Here is a 23,157-nt window from a genome sequence, read left to right as displayed (position 1 = left end):
TCCCTGTTAACTTGAAGTTAACTTTATTATAATTAACCACTTGTTAACTTTCAAGTTTTTTTTGAAAAATAATTTCTATTTAGTTAACTCGATGTTTAATCTATTTAAGTTATCTATTTGTTAACTTATAATTTTTATATAAGAAACGAGGTGATTAAAGTGTTGGGGCGACGAATTCTTGAATTAAGAAAGAAGAGTAAAATCACTCAAGAAGAATTGGGAAAAAGAATCAACGTAACTAAAGTCTCTATTTCTGGATATGAGAATGGGAATCGTACACCCGATACTGAAACACTTCAAAAATTAGCAGATTTTTTTGAAGTAACAACAGATTACCTTCTCGGTAGAACAGACAAACCTAATCAAGTGGACTCAGAAGAAGAACTAATGGATCCAAAACTTAATATTTTCTTCAAAGAAATAAAAGAAGATACTCCAGAGAGACAAGAGCAGCTGCGGAAGATCTGGGAGATTATTAAGAACGAAGGAAAGTAATGCACGCTATAATGCGTGTTTTTATTTACATTATCACTGTTAAAATATAACAAAAATGTAAATTTAATTAAGGAGGAGAGGTCTTTGAGAAAACACTATGAGGAAGTCGAAGAATACAGAGTTTACGGCTCAAAAGCCGAAGTCCATAAAGCTGTTAACTCCCTATTGGGAATAATTAGTGGTATAAAGTTTGATGGAGTAGTCACTACAGAGGAGCTTGAGGAAATTACAAATTGGTGCAATCTACATAGACATTTAAAGAAAAAATCCCCATTCTCAGAAATCATTCCCATGATCGATGATGCTTTATTTGATAATGAATTAACAAGTGAAGAGATGGAGGACATACTATGGTTATGTCAACGAGTAATTAAAAGTGATGAATTTGACGATTATTACAACATGATTACTTCATCTATTCAACAACTTGAAGGAATTCTACATGGAATGCTTGCAGATAATGTATTATCTGATGAAGAAATTAGCCAATTATCCAAGTGGATGGAAGATCGCGAATTCTTAAAAGGTTCATACCCTTTTGATGAAATTGACAGTTTACTTGTTAGTGCTAGAAGTGATGGGATTATTAGTCAAGATGAGAGAAACATGCTAACAGCATTTTTTGCTAACTTCATAGATACGAGGATTTCCTACAATATCAATGAATTCGAAATGAAAGCCTTACAAAGTAAATATTCGGTAAACGGAATCTGCGCTGTGTGTCCTGAGATTGCTTTTACGGACAAGACATTCTGTTTTACTGGTACCTCCACTCGAGCAAAACGGAATGAAATCGCACGCATCATTGAGGATATGGGTGGAAGCTTTACGAATACTGTTACCAAAAAGACCGATTACCTAATCGTAGGTGGAGACGGAAACCCTTGCTGGGCCTTCTCATGCTATGGCCGTAAAGTTGAAAAGGCAGTTCAAATGAGAAAAGAAGGCTCTCAAATAATCATTATTCATGAGAATGATTTTTGGGATGAAATTAATTAAATTCTATACAGTAAACTTTTTCGGGAGGAAGTAAAAATGGCTACTACTATTCAGTTTTTCAATTGTTTTTTGACTAGAAACGGCAACAGAACAAATGTATCGATTTCCGATTTTTTGGATGGCGTTATTTCTCTTGATGAGGGTATTAGGTTCATAAATAACAGTTATGGAGCATATTCATTGCTTGAGATGCTTATGCCTAATTTAAATCCCAATAATAACTCTTTAGATAGAATAGTTGGATTTGCAAATTATAGGGATAAAAAGCCCTATCTTGGAAGTAGAGGAACTGACCAACGCAATGAAATTACAGGTGATATTTTGGAATTGACAACTGGTCTTTTTATTCCTACCTATCACTTAGCTATTCTAGAATATAATCATTTTGGGGCAAGACCCAAACATATTGAAAGGTATCTAAACACATTTCTTCCTTCGAACGGAAGAGAGAGTTGGCAATTTGAACTCATTCCAATTGAAACACCTGCTTCTTTTAATGATATCCGGATGTCGGGTGATATAAGGTCAATAGAGTTAAAACTAGATCTTTTATCAAGTGATTCACAACTATTCACAGAACTTCCAGAAGGGCCAGAATCAATTGCATATAGGATGTTAAGTGATTCCCAAGAGGCATACCGTGAAATCGGTGCAAATGTCGCTACTGTTACTTTAGGTCAAGGAAGGTATCGTTCCAATCCAATGGATTTCGATATGTTGATAAATTTATTACAGGTTCTAGATATGGAGAACGACACCTTTGCATCAGCAAAAGTAAAGTATTATAGTCCTACCCAACGTAGGGTAACGACCGCTGATTTAAAAAATGATGGTATACTTAAGAAGGTAATAATGGAGGATAATTCCTATACCGCATTCGAATCCATTGGTATTGGTATTTCTAATTATTATTATGAAGAGTCCAACAGGGTAGCCAACCAAGAATGGAGAAGACATGTAGAACAGCTGGAGAGTGCAGAATTACCAGTTATTGAATTAAATTATCCTACTGAAAATCAATAACTGTTATAATTTTACCTTAAGTTGGATAAAATTATTTTAATAAGGAGGGCGAGCTGTCATTGATAATTCTAAGGAAAATTTAATATGGGATAAGATATTTTATTTTCTCGAAAATAAATTGATCTCAATTGTTATGACAACCCTACTCCTATTAATTACTGTTTTGCAGATTTTATCTTTTACTACTTGGGGCAACGATATATCTCTAATAATCAAACTTAATACATTTTTAATAAAAGATGTTACAACAGTATTTCTTGAAAGAGATAGCACATTAATAACACTTGCTGCAGTTTTTATTGGGATTTATTTCACTGCTTTTACTCTATTGGCAACTATTTCAGTCAAATCTGCGTTCTCTATATTAAAGCGAAAGCAGTTTGAAGCTCTATTGAAATATACAAGAAACGCCTTCCTTGTTTCTTTTTCATATTTGTTAGTTTCATTACTATCTCCTATTTTAAAAATGGTTCCTTGGTTGTACACATCGATTTGCATATTACTACTAACGTATATGTTACTAAGTGCACTTAGATTTGGTCTGCTTATTTACCTAATCCTAAATAGGGACATTGCTTCATACTTAAACAAAGTAAACGATGAAAAACTGGATGGAATAAGAAAAGAGCGTATATTTAATGAATTAGAGAAGTTTTTAGAAGAGCAATCCAACAAAAATGCTCTTACTAAAGCTGATGAAATTAGTAAAATGCTTAAAGAAAGAAAAAATAGGAAACAGAATAATCAATAGTGCCCATTTATTGGGCATTTTCTTTTTATTGTAAAACGGAACATATGTTTGTATAATGGATACGAGGTGAGAAAATTGACATATACTTACACTCCATTAGAGGATTTTGTCAGAGATTTGTACCATAAGCTAAATATGTTTGTTCCTACAGATATTGATATGGTGTACATAGCTGAACAATTTAAAGTGAAATTGCATTTTTATGATGATGGTAGTACAGCCGTCGAAAACGGCGAAGAACTTCACATGTTTATTGATGAACGGCTTACACCGCAAGAGCAGTGGCAAGATTTTGCTCATGAATTATGTCATTTGATTAGACATAACGGAAACCAGTTGTGGTTATCCACAAAATTATCCACAGATTATATTAAGTTACAAGAATCTCAAGCAGAGAATTTTATGTATCACTTCTGTGTTCCTTCTTTCATGTTATTAGACTATCAAGTTATTGATTTTCACACTCTGAATGAAGGTGTCCCTTTTGTAAGCAATGTTTTTAATGTTACAGATGAATTTGCAAAAAAACGTTTAATCATGTTCCTGAATCAAATACAACAAGCTCAGTTAGATGAATTACATCGCAAACAAATGGAGGCTCTTTATCCAAAGGCTCCTCCCTACTCTGCTGAAACCAATCAAATTCTTGCCAAACTATATCATCAGTTAGCAAATAAACATAAGGAGGCACCTGTATATGCCCCAGCAAAGACTATATCATGATTATGTAAATGAACAACTAGTCCCTTATCTTTATGTTTTGACCTTCAAACCCTGTGAGATTAAATGGGACAAGCCAGTCTTTTATTTTGATGTCACAGCCCCTTTTGAACACTTTAACATGGATGAATTCGATGATTCCTTAATCAGCATATCCATTTCCATTAGTGATATCGTTAATAATGCTGCTGTTCCAAACAAACTTGGGATTTGCTTAGAAAGTGTAAAGAATAGAATTTTAAGACATAATGTAGATCCGTATGTGGTTACTCAGTTTGTTGTTCCTACCGGATACATTGGAGAAGTCTTGCAGCTGCTTCCCAATAAAAGAGAAACAAAGTGTTTAATTAACTGCTAGTTTTAGACAAGCTTTCATGGATTTTTGCATAAATTCAAGTAAGGGGTGATTTTATCATGAGATGTGCCATTTATCGACGAGTAAGTACAGATATGCAGGTAGAGGATGGTGTATCCCTAGATAATCAGCTACACCGTTTACACGCCTTTGCTGAATCTCAAGGCTGGTCTATTGTTGGCGAATATGTGGATGAAGGGATTTCTGCTAAAAACATAGAAAATCGTCCTGGCATTCAAACACTTATGAAGGATATTGAAAAGAAGAAATTCGATGTTCTCTTGGTATATAAATTAGATCGCTTAGTACGTCGGGTAAAAGATCTGCATGAGCTCCTTCAACATATGGAACAATATGAGGTCATGTTTAAATCAGCTACTGAACCTTTTGACACAACGACTCCAGCAGGGAAACTGTTTATCACGATGATTGCAGCCATGGCTGAATGGGAAAGAGAAACGATTGCTGAACGTGTGTATGACAATATGAAACATCGGGCTGAGGGTGGATACCGAAATGGAGGCCCCTCTCCTTTCGGCTATGATTATGATGAAAACGGAGACCTCATTATTAATGAAGAAGAAGCTAAATGGGTCCGTTTTATCTTTAAGAAGTATGAAACAAATGGATCTCAAAACATCGCGAAACTATTGAATAAATATGGGGTTAAAACGAAAAAAGGAGTTATGTGGAGTGACTTTTCAGTACGCTTTGTGTTGAAAAATCCCATCTATGCAGGTAAAAACCGTTGGAATTATCGTTCTCCAGTAAAAGGGAAAGCATACACAGGAAATGAAATAATTCAGGATATTAAACAAGATAACTTTGAAGCCATCGTTCCTTATGAACAATTCAAAGAGACTCAATCGATTATTAAACAGCGTAGCAGCATGGCATTCCGTTCAGATAACCACTATCCCTTCTCAGGTATTGCCAAATGTGCAAAGTGCGGAAATAGCCTAACAGGAGCGTATAAAAAGCGTAAGTCTGGTGGAGTCTATCGATACTATAAATGTGCTGGACGTTTTAAATATGGAGTGTGTGACGTACAAACTATTGCAGAAGAAGCCATTGAAGAGTCGTTCTTGAATATGATCTCGTTTGAAGATGTAAATTTAACTTTTGACCAGCAACAATCAGATCTGCTTGAACTTTCCTTTGAAGATGTTCAAAAGCAATTGGAAAAGTTGAATCTGAAAAAGGTACGAATGAAGGAATTGTATATCGATGGTGACTTATGCAAAGATGACTACCAGAAAAGAATGTTAGCGATTCAAGAAGAAGAAAAAGAATTATCAATGTATCTAGAGGAGTATGAACAAGAGGCATCTGTCGAAGAAATAAAGGCAATCATTTTAAACGTAAAAAAGGAATGGCCAAACTTAAGCTTTGAAGCAAAGAAGAAAGCCATTCAATTCTTATTTGAAAGCTTTACAGTAGAGGTTATCAAACCAACAAAACATGGAAAATACCCCGAACCACCTGTATTAGAAACAAAAGACTACCGAATTCGGTAGTCTTCATTTTGAGGGTTACTTATCATATGTACGCATCTTCATGCATCGGACACCCTTTAATACCATATACAGCTCCCCTGTCTGTATGAGAGTATGCTTCAAGCCCTCTCTTCAGCATAGTGACTAGTGTTGACTTTCCTCCGCTTACAGGGCCCATTAATAGGAGAATTCGCTTTCGAACATCTAATCGTTTAGCTGAAGGATGAAAGTATTCCTCTACTAAACGCTCTAATGCTTCCTCTAAACCAAATAGCTGGTTACTAAAAAACTGATATCGTTTTTTGCCATCTACTTCATCAACACCAGCGTCTTTAATCATATTATATACTCGAGAATGTGCGGATTGGGCAATCCATGGTCTTTCTTTGATCATTTCTAAATACTCGCCAAAGGTTCCTACCCATTTTAAATGTTCCTCTTCTTGCCTTTGCATCTCAATTCGTCTTAGGATATCCATATATGTCCTCCCCCTGTCGCAATTTCAGAGACGATTAATATACTCTATGCCCATATTTAGGTGAACATGCGTAAACAAGTGTCAGTTAGGTTGTCCTTTTTTCTTCAAAAAATTGAGCGTACATATCAAAATGAACCATATCATCTGTAAAAAAATATCCACACTTTTCATTCACACAATTTATGATATAGGCTATAATAAGCTTATATCGCTATGAACATTTACTTATGAATTAAGGGAGGTCTACATATAATGGGTACATTACTTATTATCGGTGTTATGGTTGCATTCTTAGCTGCTATTTTCACTGCAGGTTACGAAGATAAGCCAGGTGTGAATAAATAATAAAAAGCTGCTCATTGCAGCTTTTTATTTTTTGTTCAATTTCTTTTCTTCTATAAATTCCTTCATATACATTCTTGCTTGCTTCTCAAGCAACTTCGCCATTTGTCCTGTCCATGATTCTTTCCGGTTTCCGTTTGTTCGCTCCTGATAATAAGAAGAAACGACTTCATTAAATTCAACTAGCTCCTGCTTATACCTTTCCTCATTTTGCTCGTATTCATTTTCATGGTAAATGTGGTTCAAAGAGAGTCTTGGCTTTTGATCTGGCAGCTGATTTGGGTAACCTACGACAAGCCCGAATATCGGAATGACCCGTTCTGGCGTTTTGATGATATCACACACTTCCTTAAGATGATTGCGAATACCCCCGATGTAGCATATACCAAGACCCATTGACTCAGCAGCAATTGCTGCATTTTGTGCAGCTAGCGTGGCATCAATTATTGCAACCATAAATTTCTCCGTACTCTCGATACTCGTTATTACATCCGCCTTCTCCATCCTACCAATTTGATCATGACGGTAAAGATCTGCACAGAAAATAAAGAAATGACCATTCCTTTCAACATACGGCTGATTCCCAGCTAATTCAGCAAGCCTCTTTTTCTTTGATGGATCTGTAACACCAACAATTGAATAGGCTTGTATGTAACTTGAAGTAGAAGCAGCCTGAGCGCTCCTTACAATTAATTCAATTTGTTCCTGTGTTAAAGCTTTGTCTTCAAAACTTCGAATCGAGCGATGGTTTATTAACGTTTCAATAACCTGGTTCATTTTGTATCACCTCATTAGTAGTTTAGCAAAAAGAATAGTCAGCTTTACAACATAATAGACTCCCTTGATAAATACCCACGGGCAAAATCCCCCCTTTTTAATCAAAGAGATAAGGAAAAAACACATAAAAAAAAGACCTAATAGTACTATTAGGCCTAATGGGGCTTACCCTAAACCCGGATAATTCTGCTGACGAAGTGCTTCATAAATTAAGATCGCAGCAGTATTTGATAAATTTAAAGAACGTACATTATCATTCATAGGAATTCGCAAGCTAACCTCTTTATTCTTTTCTATGACATCCTTCGGTAATCCAGTTGTCTCTTTTCCAAAAATAAAATAATGATCTTTCTTAAGGTCACTATAGTCAAATGAAGAATGGGACTTCTGCCCGAACTTGGTTAAATAAAAGAATTCTCCACCCTCATTTTTTTCATAAAATTCATCTAATGAATCGTAATACACTACATTTACATACTCCCAATAATCCAACCCAGCTCTTTTCAGCATTTTATCATCAGTCGAAAAGCCTAACGGACGAATTAAATGAAGGGTTGTGCCTGTTGCTGCACATGTACGTGCAATGTTTCCCGTATTTGCTGGGATTTCTGGTTGATATAAAACGATATGCAATGCCACTAATATTCACCTCTAAAATAAGCTCTATCAGCTATTATACCATTCTTCTTTTATCAAGCAAGATTTCTACAATCTCGGTTATTCATCATCCACTATCGTAAAGAACTTATATTTAATTTGATCTGTGTAGGCTGTCGAGTCTTCGTACGCCCAATACCTCATTCGGCTATTATACGTATGGCTATTGACTAAAGGCATTCCATCTTGGTCCTTTTTCGTAACTATTGTCGTATGATCGAATCGTCCATCTCCTTGAAAGTCATAGCATATTACATCACCAAGCTGCAGCTCTTCAGGATGATCGACCTCTCTTGCCCTTAATCCACTCTTAGCTCCTGGTAAATACCATCTCATCGAATTTGCCACCGTCCAACTAAAACTCCAATTGTGCTGCTTCATCCACCATCCTTTTGCCCGATTTGATGAAATACTCATAGGAGCACCTCCGGCATGTAAGCATTGTGAAATATAATTCGTACAATCCACATCAAATTTTTCATAAGCTGGATTGTAATCATTCCACCATCTTTCCGCGTATTGTACAGCCTTTAAACGATCGTATTTGAATAATTGGCGCTCTTCAATGAAGGAATCATCACCTACTTGAATTGCTTTACTCTCTGCCTGTCTGTCACTATATGGGTTGATCTCGATATCTTCGACAAGAATCCCCTTATAAAATTCAGCCTCTCTCATCTCGATCTCTTCTTCCACATATAAACCTGACTTGTGCTTTATCAAATACTGTGAGTGAACTTGGTAGCGGACCTTCCCCATTTCCTTATCCTCGATCGTATCGATAATCTTTCCTAGTCCTTTCACTTTTACAATTTCTCTCGATGATTTTTGAAGTCCTTCTATTTTTCGCTTTATTTTTGGACAAGTAATATGGGATGAACGCTCATTGGATACACATTGATGTATTCTTTTCTCTAAATGCTGATGTAGTTGATTTCTCATTTATGCCACTCCCTTCATATCATACATATGAGAAAAGCGGTAATTCAAAACAAAAAAGAGGAGAATTTTCTCCTCTTTCACTTAAAAAAACCTAAGCCCTTTTCAATTTCTAATTGTACCGATTCATCCTTTTCCGACCTTTGAGCTTTTAATAATGCATCTTTAGCTGAATTGCCACCAATCTTACCTAAAGCCCATGCTGCTGTTCCGCGAATAACTGGTCTTGGATCATCTATTAAAACGAATTTCAATTCATCAATGGCAGTATCATCTTTATAATGAGCAAGAGCAATTATAGCATTGCGCTGAATCGGTTTTTTCCCTCTCCATGAACCGGATATATGACCGAATTTTTCTTTAAACTCACGGTTGCTCATCCTTAATAAAGGCTTTAGCAAAGGCTTTGCAATCTCAGGGTCAGGCTCCATTTCTACATGAAGGTGATAATCCATTCCCTTATTTTTAGGGCAGACCGTTTGACATGTATCACATCCATAAATACGATTCCCTAGCTTTCCGCGAAATTCATCTGGAAGAAACCCTTTCGTTTGTGTCAAAAAAGCGATGCACTTTTGCGCATTTAACTGTCCACCTTGCACGAGCGCACCGGTTGGACAAATGTCCACACACTTATTACAAGTACCACAGAGATCTTCCATTGGAGTATCTGGTTCAAATGGTATATTCGTAATCATTTCTCCTAAGTAAACGTAAGAACCAAATTCAGGTGTAATAATGGAACAATTCTTTCCGCTCCAGCCAATTCCAGCTCGCTGGGCAACCGCCCGATCAACAAGCTCTCCAGTATCTACCATGGATTTCAATGTGGCATTAGGGATACGTGAAAGAATATATTTCTCAAGCTTTTTCAATCGGTCCCTTAATATGACATGATAATCAGTTCCCCAAGAGGCTCTACAAAAAATCCCTCTTCGTTCTCCCTTTTTACTCACGACGCGGACTTTCATTTTTGAGGGATAGGCTAATGCAATAGATATAATCGACCTAGGCTCATCCATTAAAAGCGAAGGGTCAACCCGCTTGTCGATATCCGGTTCTTCAAAACCAGAATGATACTGCAACCTCTGCTGATGAAGTAATCTTATTTTCATTTCATCAAATGTCGTAGAAGTCGTAAACCCTATTTTGTCTATTCCAATTGTCTTACTATATTCAATTACATCCAGCTTAAATTTCTGCCAATTCACCCCTAATCCCTCCTTTCTTATCTGCTAATAATAATCTATCTCCAATCATTCATCTATTCCAACATGTTCGTCCTTCTAACAAGTTTATGATAAACTATTTCCAATCATATTTGGAGGTGAAAGAAATGGATTTGACGATTCATCCTACTATTTGTTCACTTATCCCAGATTTTAAAATCGGGATGATTACTTACAGTGGTATTCAAGTATCAGACTCTCCTCAAATGCTCAAAGGGCGTTTACAAATGTTTCAAGAATCTATATTCTTTGATCTTGAATCAAAGAATGTAACAGATTTTCCTGGAATTGATGAATGGCGTGGAATCTTTAAAAAAATCGGCAAAGACCCTAATCGATATCGCCATTCTGCAGAAGCGCTATACCGAAGAGTGAAAAAAAATAACTTTGTTCCATCCGTTCACAGCGCTACAGACCTGAACAATTTCTTTTCTCTTCAATACAGGGTTCCCATTGGCATATATGACCTAGACAAACTCAGTGGTACAATCGAGATGCGTATAGGAGCTACAGGAGAAGTGTACGAAGGATTAAATGGAAGAGAAAATTCATTGGAACATCTCTTGATTACAGCTGATGAATCCGGCCCGTTTGGAACACCTTTTGTAGATTCACAAAGGTCAGCCGTCACAGTAGAAACGACCAACGCACTTCAAATTGTATATTTAAGACCTTCCTTGACCTCCGAAGAAAGTACTAAGCTAATAGAGTCCCTAATGAATATGTTTACCCAAATTCATGGAGGAGAAAGTCAATTTCAAGTAAAAGGATGCTAAGGAGCATCCTTTTTTTGTATTCATTAGGTCAGAACAAAGAAAAAACGCAATACCACGTTATGTTTCAAACGAGATACTGCGTTGTGACCTAATATGTATGGAGCGGGTGATGGGAATCGAACCCACGACATCAGCTTGGAAGGCTGAGGTTTTACCATTAAACTACACCCGCGTTGCAAAATTACTCAGAATTTGTCGAAGCTTATGCAAAAAATAAAACAGGAAAACCTGTTATGAGAGATACCGGTGGTCGGGGTCGAACCGACACTCCAGAAGGAACACGATTTTGAGTCGTGCGCGTCTGCCAATTCCGCCACACCGGCATATCAAGTTACTATTAAGTGGTGCCGAGGACCGGAATCGAACCGGTACGGTAGTCACCTACCGCAGGATTTTAAGTCCTGTGCGTCTGCCAGTTCCGCCACCCCGGCATTTATCGTAAGGCTTGTCCAAGTGTGTAAAAAAAAGATGGAGGCGGCAACCGGATTCGAACCGGTGGTAAAGGTTTTGCAGACCTCTGCCTTACCACTTGGCTATGCCGCCGAAAAAATATGGAGCGGAAGACGGGATTCGAACCCGCGACCCCCACCTTGGCAAGGTGGTGTTCTACCACTGAACTACTTCCGCAAATGGCTGGGCTAGCAGGATTCGAACCTACGCATGACGGAGTCAAAGTCCGTTGCCTTACCGCTTGGCTATAGCCCAATGAATGAACGATCACTATTTTTTAATTTTTATGATGACAATACTTAATATATGCAATTGAATATGAGATGTTACTAAAAATGGGGCGACTGATGGGAATCGAACCCACGAGTGTCGGAGCCACAATCCGATGCGTTAACCACTTCGCCACAGCCGCCATAATGAATATTAAGTTTGGTTGGCAGGGGCAGTAGGAATCGAACCCACACCGGAGGTTTTGGAGACCTCTGTTCTACCGTTAAACTATGCCCCTATTTAATGGTGGAGGGGGACGGATTCGAACCGCCGAACCCGAAGGAGCGGATTTACAGTCCGCCGCGTTTAGCCACTTCGCTACCCCTCCAGTAATATGAATGATTATAACATATAAATAACACTTATAGTATTCCTATAGTGTCATAATAGTACATAAAATGGTGGCTCAGGACGGAATCGAACCGCCGACACAAGGATTTTCAGTCCTTTGCTCTACCAACTGAGCTACTGAGCCAAATGAAATGGCGGTCCGGACGGGACTCGAACCCGCGACCTCCTGCGTGACAGGCAGGCATTCTAACCAACTGAACTACCGGACCAAATTGCGGGGACAGGATTTGAACCTGCGACCTTCGGGTTATGAGCCCGACGAGCTACCAGACTGCTCCACCCCGCGATAATAGTATATAATGGTGGAGGATGACGGGATCGAACCGCCGACCCCCTGCTTGTAAGGCAGGTGCTCTCCCAGCTGAGCTAATCCTCCATATTAAAGTGGTGACCCGTACGGGATTCGAACCCGTGTTACCGCCGTGAAAGGGCGGTGTCTTAACCGCTTGACCAACGGGCCAGTATATAATGGCGGAGAGCAAGGGATTTGAACCCTTGAGACAGGTTTTGCCCGCCTACACGATTTCCAATCGTGCTCCTTCGGCCACTCGGACAGCTCTCCTAAATGGCTCCGCAGGTAGGACTCGAACCTACGACCGTTCGGTTAACAGCCGAATGCTCTACCACTGAGCTACTGCGGAATAATAATTATAACAGCTTGGCGACGTCCTACTCTCACAAGGGGACAGCCCCTAACTACCATCGGCGCTGAGAAGCTTAACTTCCGTGTTCGGCATGGGAACGGGTGTGACCTTCTCGCTATCGCCACCAAACTATTTAGAAAGACAAATAGTATTATATAAAATATACTAATGTTTTTCAAGAGGTTTTTAATATTTGATCCCTCAAAACTAGATAATGTATAGAAGAAGAAAGAATATCGGTAATGCCATTTTCATAACTAGTCCAGCTACGGCTCCTACCTTCTATCGAAGTTGTACAGTCGCCTTCGCTTTCTTATTTGGTTAAGTCCTCGATCGATTAGTATCAGTCAGCTCCACATGTCACCATGCTTCCACCTCTGACCTATCAACCTGATCATCTTTCAGGGATCTTACTAGCTTGCGCTATGGGAAATCTCATCTTGAGGGGGGCTTCATGCTTAGATGCTTTCAGCACTTATCCCTTCCGCACATAGCTACCCAGCGATGCCTTTGGCAAGACAACTGGTACACCAGCGGTGCGTCCATCCCGGTCCTCTCGTACTAAGGACAGCTCCTCTCAAATTTCCTACGCCCACGACGGATAGGGACCGAACTGTCTCACGACGTTCTGAACCCAGCTCGCGTACCGCTTTAATGGGCGAACAGCCCAACCCTTGGGACCGACTACAGCCCCAGGATGCGATGAGCCGACATCGAGGTGCCAAACCTCCCCGTCGATGTGGACTCTTGGGGGAGATAAGCCTGTTATCCCCGGGGTAGCTTTTATCCGTTGAGCGATGGCCCTTCCATGCGGAACCACCGGATCACTAAGCCCGACTTTCGTCCCTGCTCGACTTGTAGGTCTCGCAGTCAAGCTCCCTTGTGCCTTTACACTCTACGAATGATTTCCAACCATTCTGAGGGAACCTTTGGGCGCCTCCGTTACTCTTTAGGAGGCGACCGCCCCAGTCAAACTGCCCACCTGACACTGTCTCCCGCCCCGATCAGGGGCGTGGGTTAGAATTTCAATACAGCCAGGGTAGTATCCCACCAATGCCTCCACCGAAGCTGGCGCTCCGGCTTCCAAGGCTCCTACCTATCCTGTACAAGCTGTACCAAAATTCAATATCAGGCTACAGTAAAGCTCCACGGGGTCTTTCCGTCCTGTCGCGGGTAACCTGCATCTTCACAGGTACTATAATTTCACCGAGTCTCTCGTTGAGACAGTGCCCAGATCGTTACGCCTTTCGTGCGGGTCGGAACTTACCCGACAAGGAATTTCGCTACCTTAGGACCGTTATAGTTACGGCCGCCGTTTACTGGGGCTTCGATTCAGAGCTTCGCTTACGCTAACCCCTCCTCTTAACCTTCCAGCACCGGGCAGGCGTCAGCCCCTATACTTCGCCTTGCGGCTTTGCAGAGACCTGTGTTTTTGCTAAACAGTCGCCTGGGCCTATTCACTGCGGCTTTTCAGGGCTATTCACCCTAAAAAGCACCCCTTCTCCCGAAGTTACGGGGTCATTTTGCCGAGTTCCTTAACGAGAGTTCTCTCGCTCACCTTAGGATTCTCTCCTCGCCTACCTGTGTCGGTTTGCGGTACGGGCACCTTTTTCCTCGCTAGAGGCTTTTCTTGGCAGTGTGGAATCAGGAACTTCGGTACTTTATTTCCCTCGCCATCACAGCTCCGCCTTATGGTAACGGGATTTGCCTCGTTACCGGCCTAACTGCTTGGACGCGCATATCCAACAGCGCGCTTACCCTATCCTCCTGCGTCCCCCCATTGCTCAAACGGAAAAGAGGTGGTACAGGAATATCAACCTGTTGTCCATCGCCTACGCTTTTCAGCCTCGGCTTAGGTCCCGACTAACCCTGAGCGGACGAGCCTTCCTCAGGAAACCTTAGGCATTCGGTGGATGGGATTCTCACCCATCTTTCGCTACTCATACCGGCATTCTCACTTCTAAGCGCTCCACCAGTCCTTGCGGTCTAGCTTCAACGCCCTTAGAACGCTCTCCTACCACTGACATCGTAGATGTCAATCCACAGCTTCGGTGATACGTTTAGCCCCGGTACATTTTCGGCGCGGAGTCACTCGACCAGTGAGCTATTACGCACTCTTTAAATGGTGGCTGCTTCTAAGCCAACATCCTGGTTGTCTAAGCAACTCCACATCCTTTTCCACTTAACGTATACTTTGGGACCTTAGCTGGTGGTCTGGGCTGTTTCCCTTTCGACTACGGATCTTATCACTCGCAGTCTGACTCCCATGGATAAGTCTTTGGCATTCGGAGTTTATCTGAATTCGGTAACCCGATGGGGGCCCCTAGTCCAAACAGTGCTCTACCTCCAAGACTCTTACTACATGAGGCTAGCCCTAAAGCTATTTCGGAGAGAACCAGCTATCTCCAAGTTCGATTGGAATTTCTCCGCTACCCACACCTCATCCCCGCACTTTTCAACGTGCGTGGGTTCGGGCCTCCATCCAGTGTTACCTGGACTTCACCCTGGACATGGGTAGATCACCTGGTTTCGGGTCTACGACCACATACTCATTCGCCCTATTCAGACTCGCTTTCGCTACGGCTCCGTCTATCCAACTTAACCTTGCATGTAATCGTAACTCGCCGGTTCATTCTACAAAAGGCACGCTATCACCCATTAACGGGCTCTAACTACTTGTAGGCACACGGTTTCAGGATCTTTTTCACTCCCCTTCCGGGGTGCTTTTCACCTTTCCCTCACGGTACTGGTTCACTATCGGTCACTAGGGAGTATTTAGCCTTGGGAGATGGTCCTCCCAGCTTCCGACGGGATTTCACGTGTCCCGCCGTACTCAGGATCCACTCAAGAGGGAACGAAGTTTCAACTACAGGGTTGTTACCTTCTCTGACCAGCCTTTCCAGGCTTGTTCGTTTACTCCGTTCCTTTGTAACTCCGTATAGAGTGTCCTACAACCCCAAGAGGCAAGCCTCTTGGTTTGGGCTAATCCCGTTTCGCTCGCCGCTACTCAGGGAATCGCATTTGCTTTCTCTTCCTCCGGGTACTTAGATGTTTCAGTTCCCCGGGTCTGCCTTCCATATCCTATGTATTCAGATAAGGATTCCATCCCATTACGGATAGAGGGTTTCCCCATTCGGAAATCTCCGGATCAAAGCTTACTTACAGCTCCCCGAAGCATATCGGTGTTAGTACCGTCCTTCATCGGCTCCTAGTGCCAAGGCATTCACCGTGCGCCCTTTCTAACTTAACCTATAAGCTTTCAATACACATCGCATCTCTTCGTCAGCTTCCTTCGCTCCGCTCCTCATGTACGTAAGTACATTCCGGTGCTCACTCAGTTGCTTCCTCGACCTGCTCGCGTCTTGAAACCTTCTAATTTCTTGTTTAGAGAAAATCTTAAGATTGGCGATTACTCGGTAATTCTTTTTTCTTCTATATTTCATTATCTAGTTTTCAAGGAACAAGTTCACTTTCTTCTATAATAAGAAGAGAGTTTGTTATAGAGAGATTGCTCTCTCAAAACTAAACGAACCATAAGCGTCAACTTTCATGTAAATATCCTTAGAAAGGAGGTGATCCAGCCGCACCTTCCGATACGGCTACCTTGTTACGACTTCACCCCAATCATCTGTCCCACCTTAGGCGGCTGGCTCCAAAAGGTTACCCCACCGACTTCGGGTGTTACAAACTCTCGTGGTGTGACGGGCGGTGTGTACAAGGCCCGGGAACGTATTCACCGCGGCATGCTGATCCGCGATTACTAGCGATTCCGGCTTCATGCAGGCGAGTTGCAGCCTGCAATCCGAACTGAGAATGGTTTTATGGGATTGGCTAAACCTCGCGGTCTTGCAGCCCTTTGTACCATCCATTGTAGCACGTGTGTAGCCCAGGTCATAAGGGGCATGATGATTTGACGTCATCCCCACCTTCCTCCGGTTTGTCACCGGCAGTCACCTTAGAGTGCCCAACTGAATGCTGGCAACTAAGATCAAGGGTTGCGCTCGTTGCGGGACTTAACCCAACATCTCACGACACGAGCTGACGACAACCATGCACCACCTGTCATCCTGTCCCCCGAAGGGGAACGCCCTATCTCTAGGGTTGTCAGGAGATGTCAAGACCTGGTAAGGTTCTTCGCGTTGCTTCGAATTAAACCACATGCTCCACCGCTTGTGCGGGCCCCCGTCAATTCCTTTGAGTTTCAGTCTTGCGACCGTACTCCCCAGGCGGAGTGCTTAATGCGTTAGCTGCAGCACTAAAGGGCGGAAACCCTCTAACACTTAGCACTCATCGTTTACGGCGTGGACTACCAGGGTATCTAATCCTGTTCGCTCCCCACGCTTTCGCGCCTCAGCGTCAGTTACAGACCAGAGAGTCGCCTTCGCCACTGGTGTTCCTCCACATCTCTACGCATTTCACCGCTACACGTGGAATTCCACTCTCCTCTTCTGCACTCAAGTTCCCCAGTTTCCAATGACCCTCCACGGTTGAGCCGTGGGCTTTCACATCAGACTTAAGGAACCGCCTGCGCGCGCTTTACGCCCAATAATTCCGGACAACGCTTGCCACCTACGTATTACCGCGGCTGCTGGCACGTAGTTAGCCGTGGCTTTCTGGTTAGGTACCGTCAAGGTACCGCCCTATTCGAACGGTACTTGTTCTTCCCTAACAACAGAGTTTTACGATCCGAAAACCTTCATCACTCACGCGGCGTTGCTCCGTCAGACTTTCGTCCATTGCGGAAGATTCCCTACTGCTGCCTCCCGTAGGAGTCTGGGCCGTGTCTCAGTCCCAGTGTGGCCGATCACCCTCTCAGGTCGGCTACGCATCGTTGCCTTGGTGAGCCGTTACCTCACCAACTAGCTAATGCGCCGCGGGCCCATCTATAAGTGATAGCCGAAGCCATCTTTCAGAATCCTAACATGTGTTAGGAGCCATTATCCGGTATTAGCCCCGGTTTCCCGGAGTTATCCCAGTCTTATAGGCAGGTTGCCCACGTGTTACTCACCCGTCCGCCGCTAATCTTTAAAAGCAAGCTTTTAAAGATCCGCTCGACTTGCATGTATTAGGCACGCCGCCAGCGTTCGTCCTGAGCCAGGATCAAACTCTCCATTAAAGAGTATTGATTAGCTCAATAGTTAAAACAAATTAAAACGTTGACGTTATGGTTCGTTTAGTTTTCAAAGAACAATCATCGTCGCCGAGAAGCGACTTTATTAATATAACATTTATCAGTTGTTATTGTCAACAACTTTTTTAATTTTTAATCCGTCAGCTGCAAGCCTTAAAGCAACTGTTTCGCAGCGACGGATATAAATATAACAAGTATTTTTTAAATGGTCAATACTTTTTCAAAAAAATTATTCTATCGCTCTATAATATCTATGATAAATTCCTTGACCCTTTGTTTCTACTTCTACAACACCTATTACTTTTTTATCAATCAGATATTCTACTAACATTCCTAGATCAACCGAATAATAGCTTAATTCGGGATGAAGCATCATCTCATTGAAGGTCCATTGTTCTTTTTCCTTTAGGACATCAATTAAATGAACAATGGCTGATTTCGTTCTCGAATGAATTAAAAATTCACTTGCTAAAAACAATAATTCTAATCTCTTTTCAATTTCTTCCTCACTATTAACTAGTTCCTCATAAAATTTGAAGATTTCAGGCTCAATTTGCTTCACTTGATTCCAAACTGTTACTTCTGGATGGAATCCATTTTCAATCACAGCTAATCTAGCTAAATGATGAAGTGAATGAACCACATGGTTATAAGCATCTAAATTATTCCCGTTCTCAAAAAAGGCTTTCCCATCCATATATCGTCTAATTAGTTTAGCAAACTCTAGCCCCATTTTGATTTTTCTTCCATAGAAAGGGAAATCACGTAGTTCAACCTTCAGCTCACTAATGTATTCATTTCGATCAAATACAATCTTCCCATTGTAAATCCAATCAATGATTCTACGGTTCGTACCTAATAGGAGCCACTCTTTTAATTGCGTTTCAGAGACAATTTGTAAAGCAGCTTTCTTTTCTTTGTACGTATAATGCTTAACAAAAACCGGCTGCTCTAGCTCTTTAACGATAATTAACAATACAACATCAAATGTATCCGTAAGCGAAATCGCTTTTTCTCTTTTTTCTATAATTAGAACACCTAGAGTATTAGGTTGACTTGCCCGTTCCTGGTATAAGGGACGAAGAATGTCCTCCATAATCATTCCTCCATTTTATTGATAGGTTATTACCTTCGACAATTATAATAAAAATCCTGCTAAAACATAAGACAATTTTCGACAAACACAAGCATTATCTTATAACAATTTTTATGATATAGTAATGCTTTAGGAGGGAATTTAAATGGCTAAATATTCAAGTAAAATAAATAAAATTCGTAGCTTTGCATTAAGTTTGATATTTATTGGCTTTATCGTTATGTATGGAGGAATATTCTTTAAGAATTCCCCCATATTAATGGTCATATTTATGATCTTAGGTTTACTATTTATTGTCGCAAGCACGGTCGTTTACTTTTGGATTGGAATGCTTTCGACGAAAACTGTCCAAGTTGAGTGTCCGAATTGCGGAAGACACACAAAAATGCTAGGTCGAGTGGATATGTGTATGTATTGTAACGAGCCATTAACTCTAGACCGCAACTTAGAAGGTAAAGAGTTTGATGAAAAATACAATCGAAAAAAGGAAATTTAGATAGGCTTGGCATAACCGCCAGGCTTTTTTACTTAATTCATACGTTTCCACATCACACACATACAAGTTATGAGCGATTTTCTATACTTAATCTTCGAAAGTTTGCCATATCCGAGCGATTTCTTATTATTTTGGAGCGAAAATTAAAAAATGAGAGCGAAAACCGAAGCATTTAGAGCGAACGCTCAAAAAAGGAGCGTTCGCTCACAAACTCCCCTCAACAGAAGCAGCCATACTTCAAACATCTGCAGTTCCTATTATTATAGCCTTGACTTCCCTAGAAATATCCATATTCCCTCACCCTCACATACTTATGGGCGTGTTCCTTTTAACAACAAAAAAACCGATAGTTATTTAACTATCAGTTTCATACGCTTTAGTGCGTTTCTTTGACGGTACAATTCGGACATGTTCCATAGATCTCCATGCGATGATGACTTACTTTAAACCCTGTAACATGGGAAGCTAGATGCTCTACTTCGTCTAGACCTGGGTAATGGAAGTCGACAATCTTCCCGCAATCTTCACATATCACATGATAATGATCGGTAGTGATGAGATCAAATCGGCTAGAAGCATCCCCGTATGTTAATTCCTTTACAAGGCCAACTTCACGGAATACTCTTAAATTATTGTAAACTGTTGCCACACTCATATTCGGGAACTTCCCTTCAAGAGCCTTATAAATATCATCTGCGGTTGGATGTGACATTGAGTTTATTAAAAATTCAAGTATCGCATGACGTTGCGGGGTAATCCGGACGCCCGTCTGTTTCAAGGTATCTAAAGCTTCTTTCAAGTTCACTTGCGACACCGCCATGCACCTCTTTTCTTCTAAAAAGAATTCTTACTTTATAATCTTTATAAATAGTGTACTAATTTCTTACTACTTTTGTCAATATAACAAACTCCGTAATAGCAACAAAGCCACTGATTTATTCGTGAAGTGTCTTCTCCTCTGCGCCAAGATGCAAATTAACAAACCTTGCTGCTACAAACAATAGATCAGATAATCTATTTAAGTATGACAACACAAGGGGATTAACATCCTCCCCTAATGCTACCGCACATCTTTCCGCTCTCCGTACAATGGTCCTAGCTAGATGAAAGGATGCCCCCGATGGATGACCTCCTGGCAAAATAAAATTCGTTAGAGCAGGGAGTGCACTCTCCCACTTATCAATTGTCTGTTCAAGCATTTCAATTTCCTTTTCCTCTAACATCCACTTCACCTGCTTCCCCTTCGGTGTAGCAAGTTCTGCTCCTACATGGAATAAAGTCGTCTGCACTTTATGGAACACTTCGTCTACCGAGTCCTTCCCATCAAAGAATTCGCCTTTTAAATACCCTAAAGCAAGACCAATCATAGAATTAGCTTCATCACATGTACCGTAAGCTTCCACCTTGAGATCATTTTTTACAACACGTTCACCATAGATCAAGGAAGTTGTCCCTTTATCACCTGTTTTTGTATAGATTTTCATCCTTAATACCCCCTTTTATAGTCAATTACATTTTGGTATCCATCTTTATTATTCATATATATATGCAGGTTATGTTTAAAAATATCAAAGGATCTAGGTAAGTATTCCTTTGTAATACTAGAAAGATGGGGTGTAACCGTTACTTCGTCCATCTTCCAAAATGGACTACCCTCGCTCAGAGGCTCTTGGTTAAAAACATCTAAATACGCATGTGCAATGAGCTTTTGTTCAAACACTTGCAAAAGAACCTCTTCTTCCACAAGATCTCCTCGGCCAATATTAATAAATACTGCTGACCTTTTCATTTGCTCAAAATCAGCAAGCTTCAGCAAGTGCTTTGTCTCCTTTGTACTTGGCAGAACCGATACAATAAAATCCGCTTTTGGAAGTGCCACTGTGAGATCATCTATTTTATAAAGCTCATCTACGTAGTCCACTTTACCACCACTTCGGTTAATCCCAATTGTATTCATGCGGAATGCTTTCCCCAAACGAGCAATTTCTCCACCGATTGCCCCTGCTCCAACAATTAATAGAGTCTTTCCGCACAATTCACCCATTGGCAACTTTCGATTCCAAAAATATTTCTGTTCGTTATTCCTTAAAGCATTTACTTGTTTTACATGCTGCAGCATACAACTTAAAGTGAATTCAGCCATTGGAATTTTATGTACTCCGCGAGCATTTGTGACAAGAATTTCTTTTTCTTCACAGATAGTTAAAGGCATTTGGTCCAGTCCAGCTGACATCACCATAATCCATTTTAACTGACTAGCTTTTTCAATATCCTTCTCATTAAGATCTTCTCCGTATGTAATGAAAACCTCTGCCTCGTAAAATGCTTCTTTTGCTGCCTCAAAACCTTTAAAAAATTGAAAGTTCACTCCAGGGAACTGCTCTTGAACCTCATTTTGAATAAAATCTGGCGGCATAATCGATGACACAATTCTCATATCCCTTTCCCTCCCGTTATATGCTACTTAATAAAGTATATATTCTAATAATTCTCTCGGCAATCAAGTGAGTATTCGTATGGTTTCTATAATTGAGCTTTACAAAAAAAGAAGCAGGCCACTATTGACCTGCGGAAAAATTTATCTGAGGAGGTATGCCCTAATAAAATGATATTCAATCCTTGTTTAAACGAATGGACACATGCCTTGTGTTTAGAAAAATAGGCTTAAAGATTTTCTTTAATATAAGTGAGAGCTTCCTCCACATGGCCTTTCACTTTGACCTTGCGCCATTCTTTAATTAGCTTCCCATCCCTGTCGATTAGAAAGGTGGATCGCTCAATCCCCATATATTCTTTACCAAAGTTTTTCTTTAACTTCCAAACATCATATGCTTCTGCGAGTTGATGGTCCTCATCTGAAAGTAGTAAAAACGGAAGACCATGCTTTTCAATAAATTTATCATGACGGTTTAACGGATCTGGGCTAACCCCAAGGATGACTGCATTCACTTCTTTAAAGCTTTCATGCTGATCACGAAAGTCACAAGCCTGTGTAGTGCACCCTGGCGTCATATCTTTTGGATAGAAATACAACACGACATTTTTTCCGCGAAAATCAGATAATTTAACCTTTTCTCCATTGCTAGCTTCCACCTCGAAATCTGGTGCTAATTCTCCGATATCAAAAGCCATCATAATCCCTCCAGCTAAACAGTATTCTACTGTAAGCCTATCCAATTTCTCAAAAAAAGACAAATACTAATGCTTATTTTCCATATCAAACACCGCTCTTGCGACAAAAGCAGCCGGTATGGTATACCCTATTAGGGCCTCAAGAACAGCTATTAACCTCCCAATGCCAATGGGAGAAATATCCCCATAGCCTACAGAAAACAAGGTGATAGCGCTAAAATATAGTCCCGTTTCTAATCTATTCAAAAAGCTTCCCACCATATTTTGCCCACCTTCAATTAAAACGACATACCCGTATAACTCTAGGATGATATAAATTAATCCAAACCCAATAAGTACAGTTAAGTAGACAAAAGCAAGAAAGATAAAATTCTCAAAAGAAACTCGTTTACCTTTAATTTTATGAGGAATAAATAACATCCGTAGACTCATCCCAATGCAAAGACAAATAAATAATAAAATGATCAACAATGCCATTTACTTCCCTCTTCCATCAAAAGCTATACCCCATTATACGCTTGTACGATGTTGAGTATGTCAGGTAGACATG

Annotated in this window: 19 protein-coding genes, 16 tRNA genes, 3 rRNA genes and 1 pseudogene; 9 read left to right on the top strand and 30 right to left on the bottom strand. The window is 40.7% G+C overall.

All coding sequences use genetic code 11. The features are described from left to right. Positions 1–159 precede the first annotated feature (159 nt). The 7 genes from LS684_RS04225 to LS684_RS04195 all read left to right on the top strand — a co-directional run bounded on the left by LS684_RS04225 (position 160) and on the right by LS684_RS04195 (position 5,860). Positions 160–495, top strand: a complete 336-nt coding sequence (locus LS684_RS04225) for a helix-turn-helix domain-containing protein (protein ID WP_233810208.1) — start codon at positions 160–162, stop codon at positions 493–495. A gap of 84 nt (positions 496–579) precedes the next feature. Further along, a complete protein-coding gene (locus tag LS684_RS04220) occupies positions 580–1,494 on the top strand; it encodes a BRCT domain-containing protein (RefSeq protein WP_233810206.1) in 915 nt (304 codons plus the stop codon). A 36-nt stretch (positions 1,495–1,530) separates the two neighbouring features. Beyond that, on the top strand, positions 1,531–2,517 hold the full coding sequence (locus LS684_RS04215; RefSeq protein WP_233810204.1) for a DUF6731 family protein: 987 nt from the start codon (positions 1,531–1,533) through the stop codon (positions 2,515–2,517). 133 nt (positions 2,518–2,650) lie between these two features. Next, entirely contained in the window at positions 2,651–3,268 is a 618-nt protein-coding gene (locus LS684_RS04210) for a hypothetical protein (RefSeq protein ID WP_233810202.1), read from the top strand. 75 nt (positions 3,269–3,343) lie between these two features. Continuing rightward, the gene (locus tag LS684_RS04205) at positions 3,344–3,991 is read left to right on the top strand and encodes an ImmA/IrrE family metallo-endopeptidase (RefSeq protein ID WP_233810200.1); all 648 of its coding nucleotides are present in this window, start codon (positions 3,344–3,346) and stop codon (positions 3,989–3,991) included. Next, positions 3,966–4,346 (top strand): hypothetical protein, encoded by a 381-nt coding sequence (locus LS684_RS04200; protein WP_233810198.1) that lies wholly within the window; start codon positions 3,966–3,968, stop codon positions 4,344–4,346. The genes LS684_RS04205 and LS684_RS04200 overlap by 26 nt, the downstream gene beginning before the upstream one ends. Before the next feature lie 56 nt (positions 4,347–4,402). Then, positions 4,403–5,860: a recombinase family protein gene (locus LS684_RS04195; protein WP_233810196.1), complete on the top strand. Its 1,458-nt coding sequence runs from the start codon at positions 4,403–4,405 to the stop codon at positions 5,858–5,860. A gap of 34 nt (positions 5,861–5,894) precedes the next feature. On the opposite strand, the pseudogene LS684_RS04190 reads toward LS684_RS04195, so the two are convergent. From LS684_RS04190 to queG, 5 genes and pseudogenes are all read right to left on the bottom strand, one after another. After that, positions 5,895–6,317 (bottom strand): annotated as a pseudogene (locus tag LS684_RS04190) (protein prkA); the annotation flags it as partial. 369 nt (positions 6,318–6,686) lie between these two features. Next, a complete protein-coding gene (nfsA, locus tag LS684_RS04185; protein ID WP_233810194.1) occupies positions 6,687–7,436 on the bottom strand; it encodes an oxygen-insensitive NADPH nitroreductase in 750 nt (249 codons plus the stop codon). Between the two features lie 165 nt (positions 7,437–7,601). Beyond that, complete coding sequence (gene trmL / locus LS684_RS04180; RefSeq protein ID WP_233810192.1) at positions 7,602–8,075, bottom strand: tRNA (uridine(34)/cytosine(34)/5-carboxymethylaminomethyluridine(34)-2'-O)-methyltransferase TrmL; 474 nt, start codon at positions 8,073–8,075, stop codon at positions 7,602–7,604. 78 nt (positions 8,076–8,153) lie between these two features. Beyond that, the gene (locus LS684_RS04175; RefSeq protein ID WP_233810190.1) at positions 8,154–9,035 is read right to left on the bottom strand and encodes an amidase domain-containing protein; all 882 of its coding nucleotides are present in this window, start codon (positions 9,033–9,035) and stop codon (positions 8,154–8,156) included. A gap of 77 nt (positions 9,036–9,112) precedes the next feature. Next, complete coding sequence (queG, locus tag LS684_RS04170) at positions 9,113–10,243, bottom strand: tRNA epoxyqueuosine(34) reductase QueG (protein WP_233810188.1); 1,131 nt, start codon at positions 10,241–10,243, stop codon at positions 9,113–9,115. A gap of 125 nt (positions 10,244–10,368) precedes the next feature. Between queG and LS684_RS04165 the strand changes: the two genes are divergently transcribed. Further along, entirely contained in the window at positions 10,369–11,037 is a 669-nt protein-coding gene (locus LS684_RS04165) for a B3/B4 domain-containing protein (protein WP_233810186.1), read from the top strand. A gap of 98 nt (positions 11,038–11,135) precedes the next feature. Here LS684_RS04165 and LS684_RS04160 read toward each other — a convergent pair. The 20 genes from LS684_RS04160 to LS684_RS04065 all read right to left on the bottom strand — a co-directional run bounded on the left by LS684_RS04160 (position 11,136) and on the right by LS684_RS04065 (position 18,979). After that, a tRNA-Gly gene (locus LS684_RS04160) sits at positions 11,136–11,209 on the bottom strand. Positions 11,210–11,278: 69 nt separating this feature from the next. Next, positions 11,279–11,360 (bottom strand) — tRNA-Leu (locus tag LS684_RS04155). A 19-nt stretch (positions 11,361–11,379) separates the two neighbouring features. After that, positions 11,380–11,468: transfer RNA gene (locus tag LS684_RS04150), tRNA-Leu, on the bottom strand. 38 nt (positions 11,469–11,506) lie between these two features. Continuing rightward, positions 11,507–11,580, bottom strand: a tRNA-Cys gene (locus LS684_RS04145). 9 nt (positions 11,581–11,589) lie between these two features. Continuing rightward, positions 11,590–11,664: transfer RNA gene (locus LS684_RS04140), tRNA-Gly, on the bottom strand. A gap of 3 nt (positions 11,665–11,667) precedes the next feature. After that, a tRNA-Gln gene (locus LS684_RS04135) sits at positions 11,668–11,742 on the bottom strand. A gap of 81 nt (positions 11,743–11,823) precedes the next feature. After that, a tRNA-His gene (locus LS684_RS04130) sits at positions 11,824–11,899 on the bottom strand. A gap of 22 nt (positions 11,900–11,921) precedes the next feature. Next, positions 11,922–11,995 (bottom strand) — tRNA-Trp (locus tag LS684_RS04125). Between the two features lie 6 nt (positions 11,996–12,001). Then, positions 12,002–12,085, bottom strand: a tRNA-Tyr gene (locus LS684_RS04120). A 71-nt stretch (positions 12,086–12,156) separates the two neighbouring features. Then, positions 12,157–12,232 (bottom strand) — tRNA-Phe (locus tag LS684_RS04115). An 8-nt stretch (positions 12,233–12,240) separates the two neighbouring features. Then, a tRNA-Asp gene (locus LS684_RS04110) sits at positions 12,241–12,317 on the bottom strand. A 3-nt stretch (positions 12,318–12,320) separates the two neighbouring features. Further along, positions 12,321–12,394 (bottom strand) — tRNA-Met (locus LS684_RS04105). Positions 12,395–12,408: 14 nt separating this feature from the next. Continuing rightward, positions 12,409–12,484, bottom strand: a tRNA-Val gene (locus LS684_RS04100). Positions 12,485–12,493: 9 nt separating this feature from the next. Beyond that, positions 12,494–12,568 (bottom strand) — tRNA-Glu (locus LS684_RS04095). 9 nt (positions 12,569–12,577) lie between these two features. Next, a tRNA-Ser gene (locus tag LS684_RS04090) sits at positions 12,578–12,670 on the bottom strand. A gap of 4 nt (positions 12,671–12,674) precedes the next feature. Further along, a tRNA-Asn gene (locus LS684_RS04085) sits at positions 12,675–12,749 on the bottom strand. Positions 12,750–12,764: 15 nt separating this feature from the next. Then, a 5S ribosomal RNA gene (rrf, locus tag LS684_RS04080) occupies positions 12,765–12,881 on the bottom strand. A 188-nt stretch (positions 12,882–13,069) separates the two neighbouring features. Continuing rightward, a 23S ribosomal RNA gene (locus LS684_RS04075) occupies positions 13,070–16,002 on the bottom strand. 315 nt (positions 16,003–16,317) lie between these two features. After that, positions 16,318–17,868: ribosomal RNA gene (locus LS684_RS04070) — 16S ribosomal RNA — on the bottom strand. Together the 16S, 23S and 5S rRNA genes with 16 tRNA genes alongside form the textbook arrangement of a ribosomal RNA operon. Positions 17,869–18,112: 244 nt before the next feature. Next, the gene (locus tag LS684_RS04065) at positions 18,113–18,979 is read right to left on the bottom strand and encodes a nucleotidyltransferase-like protein (RefSeq protein WP_233810184.1); all 867 of its coding nucleotides are present in this window, start codon (positions 18,977–18,979) and stop codon (positions 18,113–18,115) included. Positions 18,980–19,124: 145 nt separating this feature from the next. Here LS684_RS04065 and LS684_RS04060 point away from each other — a divergent pair, with 145 nt between their 5' ends. Then, on the top strand, positions 19,125–19,475 hold the full coding sequence (locus LS684_RS04060) for a YgzB family protein (protein WP_233810182.1): 351 nt from the start codon (positions 19,125–19,127) through the stop codon (positions 19,473–19,475). Between the two features lie 376 nt (positions 19,476–19,851). On the opposite strand, the gene perR is transcribed toward LS684_RS04060, so the two are convergent. The 5 genes from perR to LS684_RS04035 form a co-directional block, all read right to left on the bottom strand. Next, positions 19,852–20,295 (bottom strand): peroxide-responsive transcriptional repressor PerR, encoded by a 444-nt coding sequence (perR, locus tag LS684_RS04055; protein WP_432418792.1) that lies wholly within the window; start codon positions 20,293–20,295, stop codon positions 19,852–19,854. A gap of 115 nt (positions 20,296–20,410) precedes the next feature. Then, complete coding sequence (locus LS684_RS04050) at positions 20,411–20,959, bottom strand: cob(I)yrinic acid a,c-diamide adenosyltransferase (protein ID WP_233810178.1); 549 nt, start codon at positions 20,957–20,959, stop codon at positions 20,411–20,413. Between the two features lie 2 nt (positions 20,960–20,961). Further along, positions 20,962–21,912, bottom strand: coding sequence for a D-2-hydroxyacid dehydrogenase (locus LS684_RS04045; RefSeq protein WP_233810176.1), 951 nt, complete (start codon positions 21,910–21,912; stop codon positions 20,962–20,964). 227 nt (positions 21,913–22,139) lie between these two features. Further along, positions 22,140–22,607, bottom strand: a complete 468-nt coding sequence (gene bcp, locus LS684_RS04040) for a thioredoxin-dependent thiol peroxidase (protein WP_233811540.1) — start codon at positions 22,605–22,607, stop codon at positions 22,140–22,142. A gap of 66 nt (positions 22,608–22,673) precedes the next feature. Beyond that, entirely contained in the window at positions 22,674–23,084 is a 411-nt protein-coding gene (locus LS684_RS04035) for a potassium channel family protein (RefSeq protein ID WP_233810174.1), read from the bottom strand. Positions 23,085–23,157: the final 73 nt, after the last annotated feature.

It is taken from the genome of Cytobacillus spongiae, assembly GCF_021390075.1.
The sequence above is the reverse complement of the archived record's forward strand: the minus strand, read 5'-3'. Positions and strand labels throughout refer to the sequence as shown.

Coding starts and splice junctions, on each gene's coding strand:
- LS684_RS04215 (WP_233810204.1), top strand. CDS start 1,531: ATGGCTACTACTATTCAGTTTTTCAATTGTTTTTTGACTAGAAACGGC.
- LS684_RS04210 (WP_233810202.1), top strand. CDS start 2,651: ATGACAACCCTACTCCTATTAATTACTGTTTTGCAGATTTTATCTTTT.
- LS684_RS04200 (WP_233810198.1), top strand. CDS start 3,966: ATGCCCCAGCAAAGACTATATCATGATTATGTAAATGAACAACTAGTC.
- LS684_RS04195 (WP_233810196.1), top strand. CDS start 4,403: ATGAGATGTGCCATTTATCGACGAGTAAGTACAGATATGCAGGTAGAG.
- nfsA (WP_233810194.1), bottom strand. CDS start 7,436: ATGAACCAGGTTATTGAAACGTTAATAAACCATCGCTCGATTCGAAGT.
- LS684_RS04175 (WP_233810190.1), bottom strand. CDS start 9,035: ATGAGAAATCAACTACATCAGCATTTAGAGAAAAGAATACATCAATGT.
- LS684_RS04165 (WP_233810186.1), top strand. CDS start 10,369: ATGGATTTGACGATTCATCCTACTATTTGTTCACTTATCCCAGATTTT.
- LS684_RS04065 (WP_233810184.1), bottom strand. CDS start 18,979: ATGGAGGACATTCTTCGTCCCTTATACCAGGAACGGGCAAGTCAACCT.
- LS684_RS04060 (WP_233810182.1), top strand. CDS start 19,125: ATGGCTAAATATTCAAGTAAAATAAATAAAATTCGTAGCTTTGCATTA.
- perR (WP_432418792.1), bottom strand. CDS start 20,295: ATGGCGGTGTCGCAAGTGAACTTGAAAGAAGCTTTAGATACCTTGAAA.
- LS684_RS04050 (WP_233810178.1), bottom strand. CDS start 20,959: ATGAAAATCTATACAAAAACAGGTGATAAAGGGACAACTTCCTTGATC.
- LS684_RS04045 (WP_233810176.1), bottom strand. CDS start 21,912: ATGAGAATTGTGTCATCGATTATGCCGCCAGATTTTATTCAAAATGAG.
- bcp (WP_233811540.1), bottom strand. CDS start 22,607: ATGGCTTTTGATATCGGAGAATTAGCACCAGATTTCGAGGTGGAAGCT.
- LS684_RS04035 (WP_233810174.1), bottom strand. CDS start 23,084: ATGGCATTGTTGATCATTTTATTATTTATTTGTCTTTGCATTGGGATG.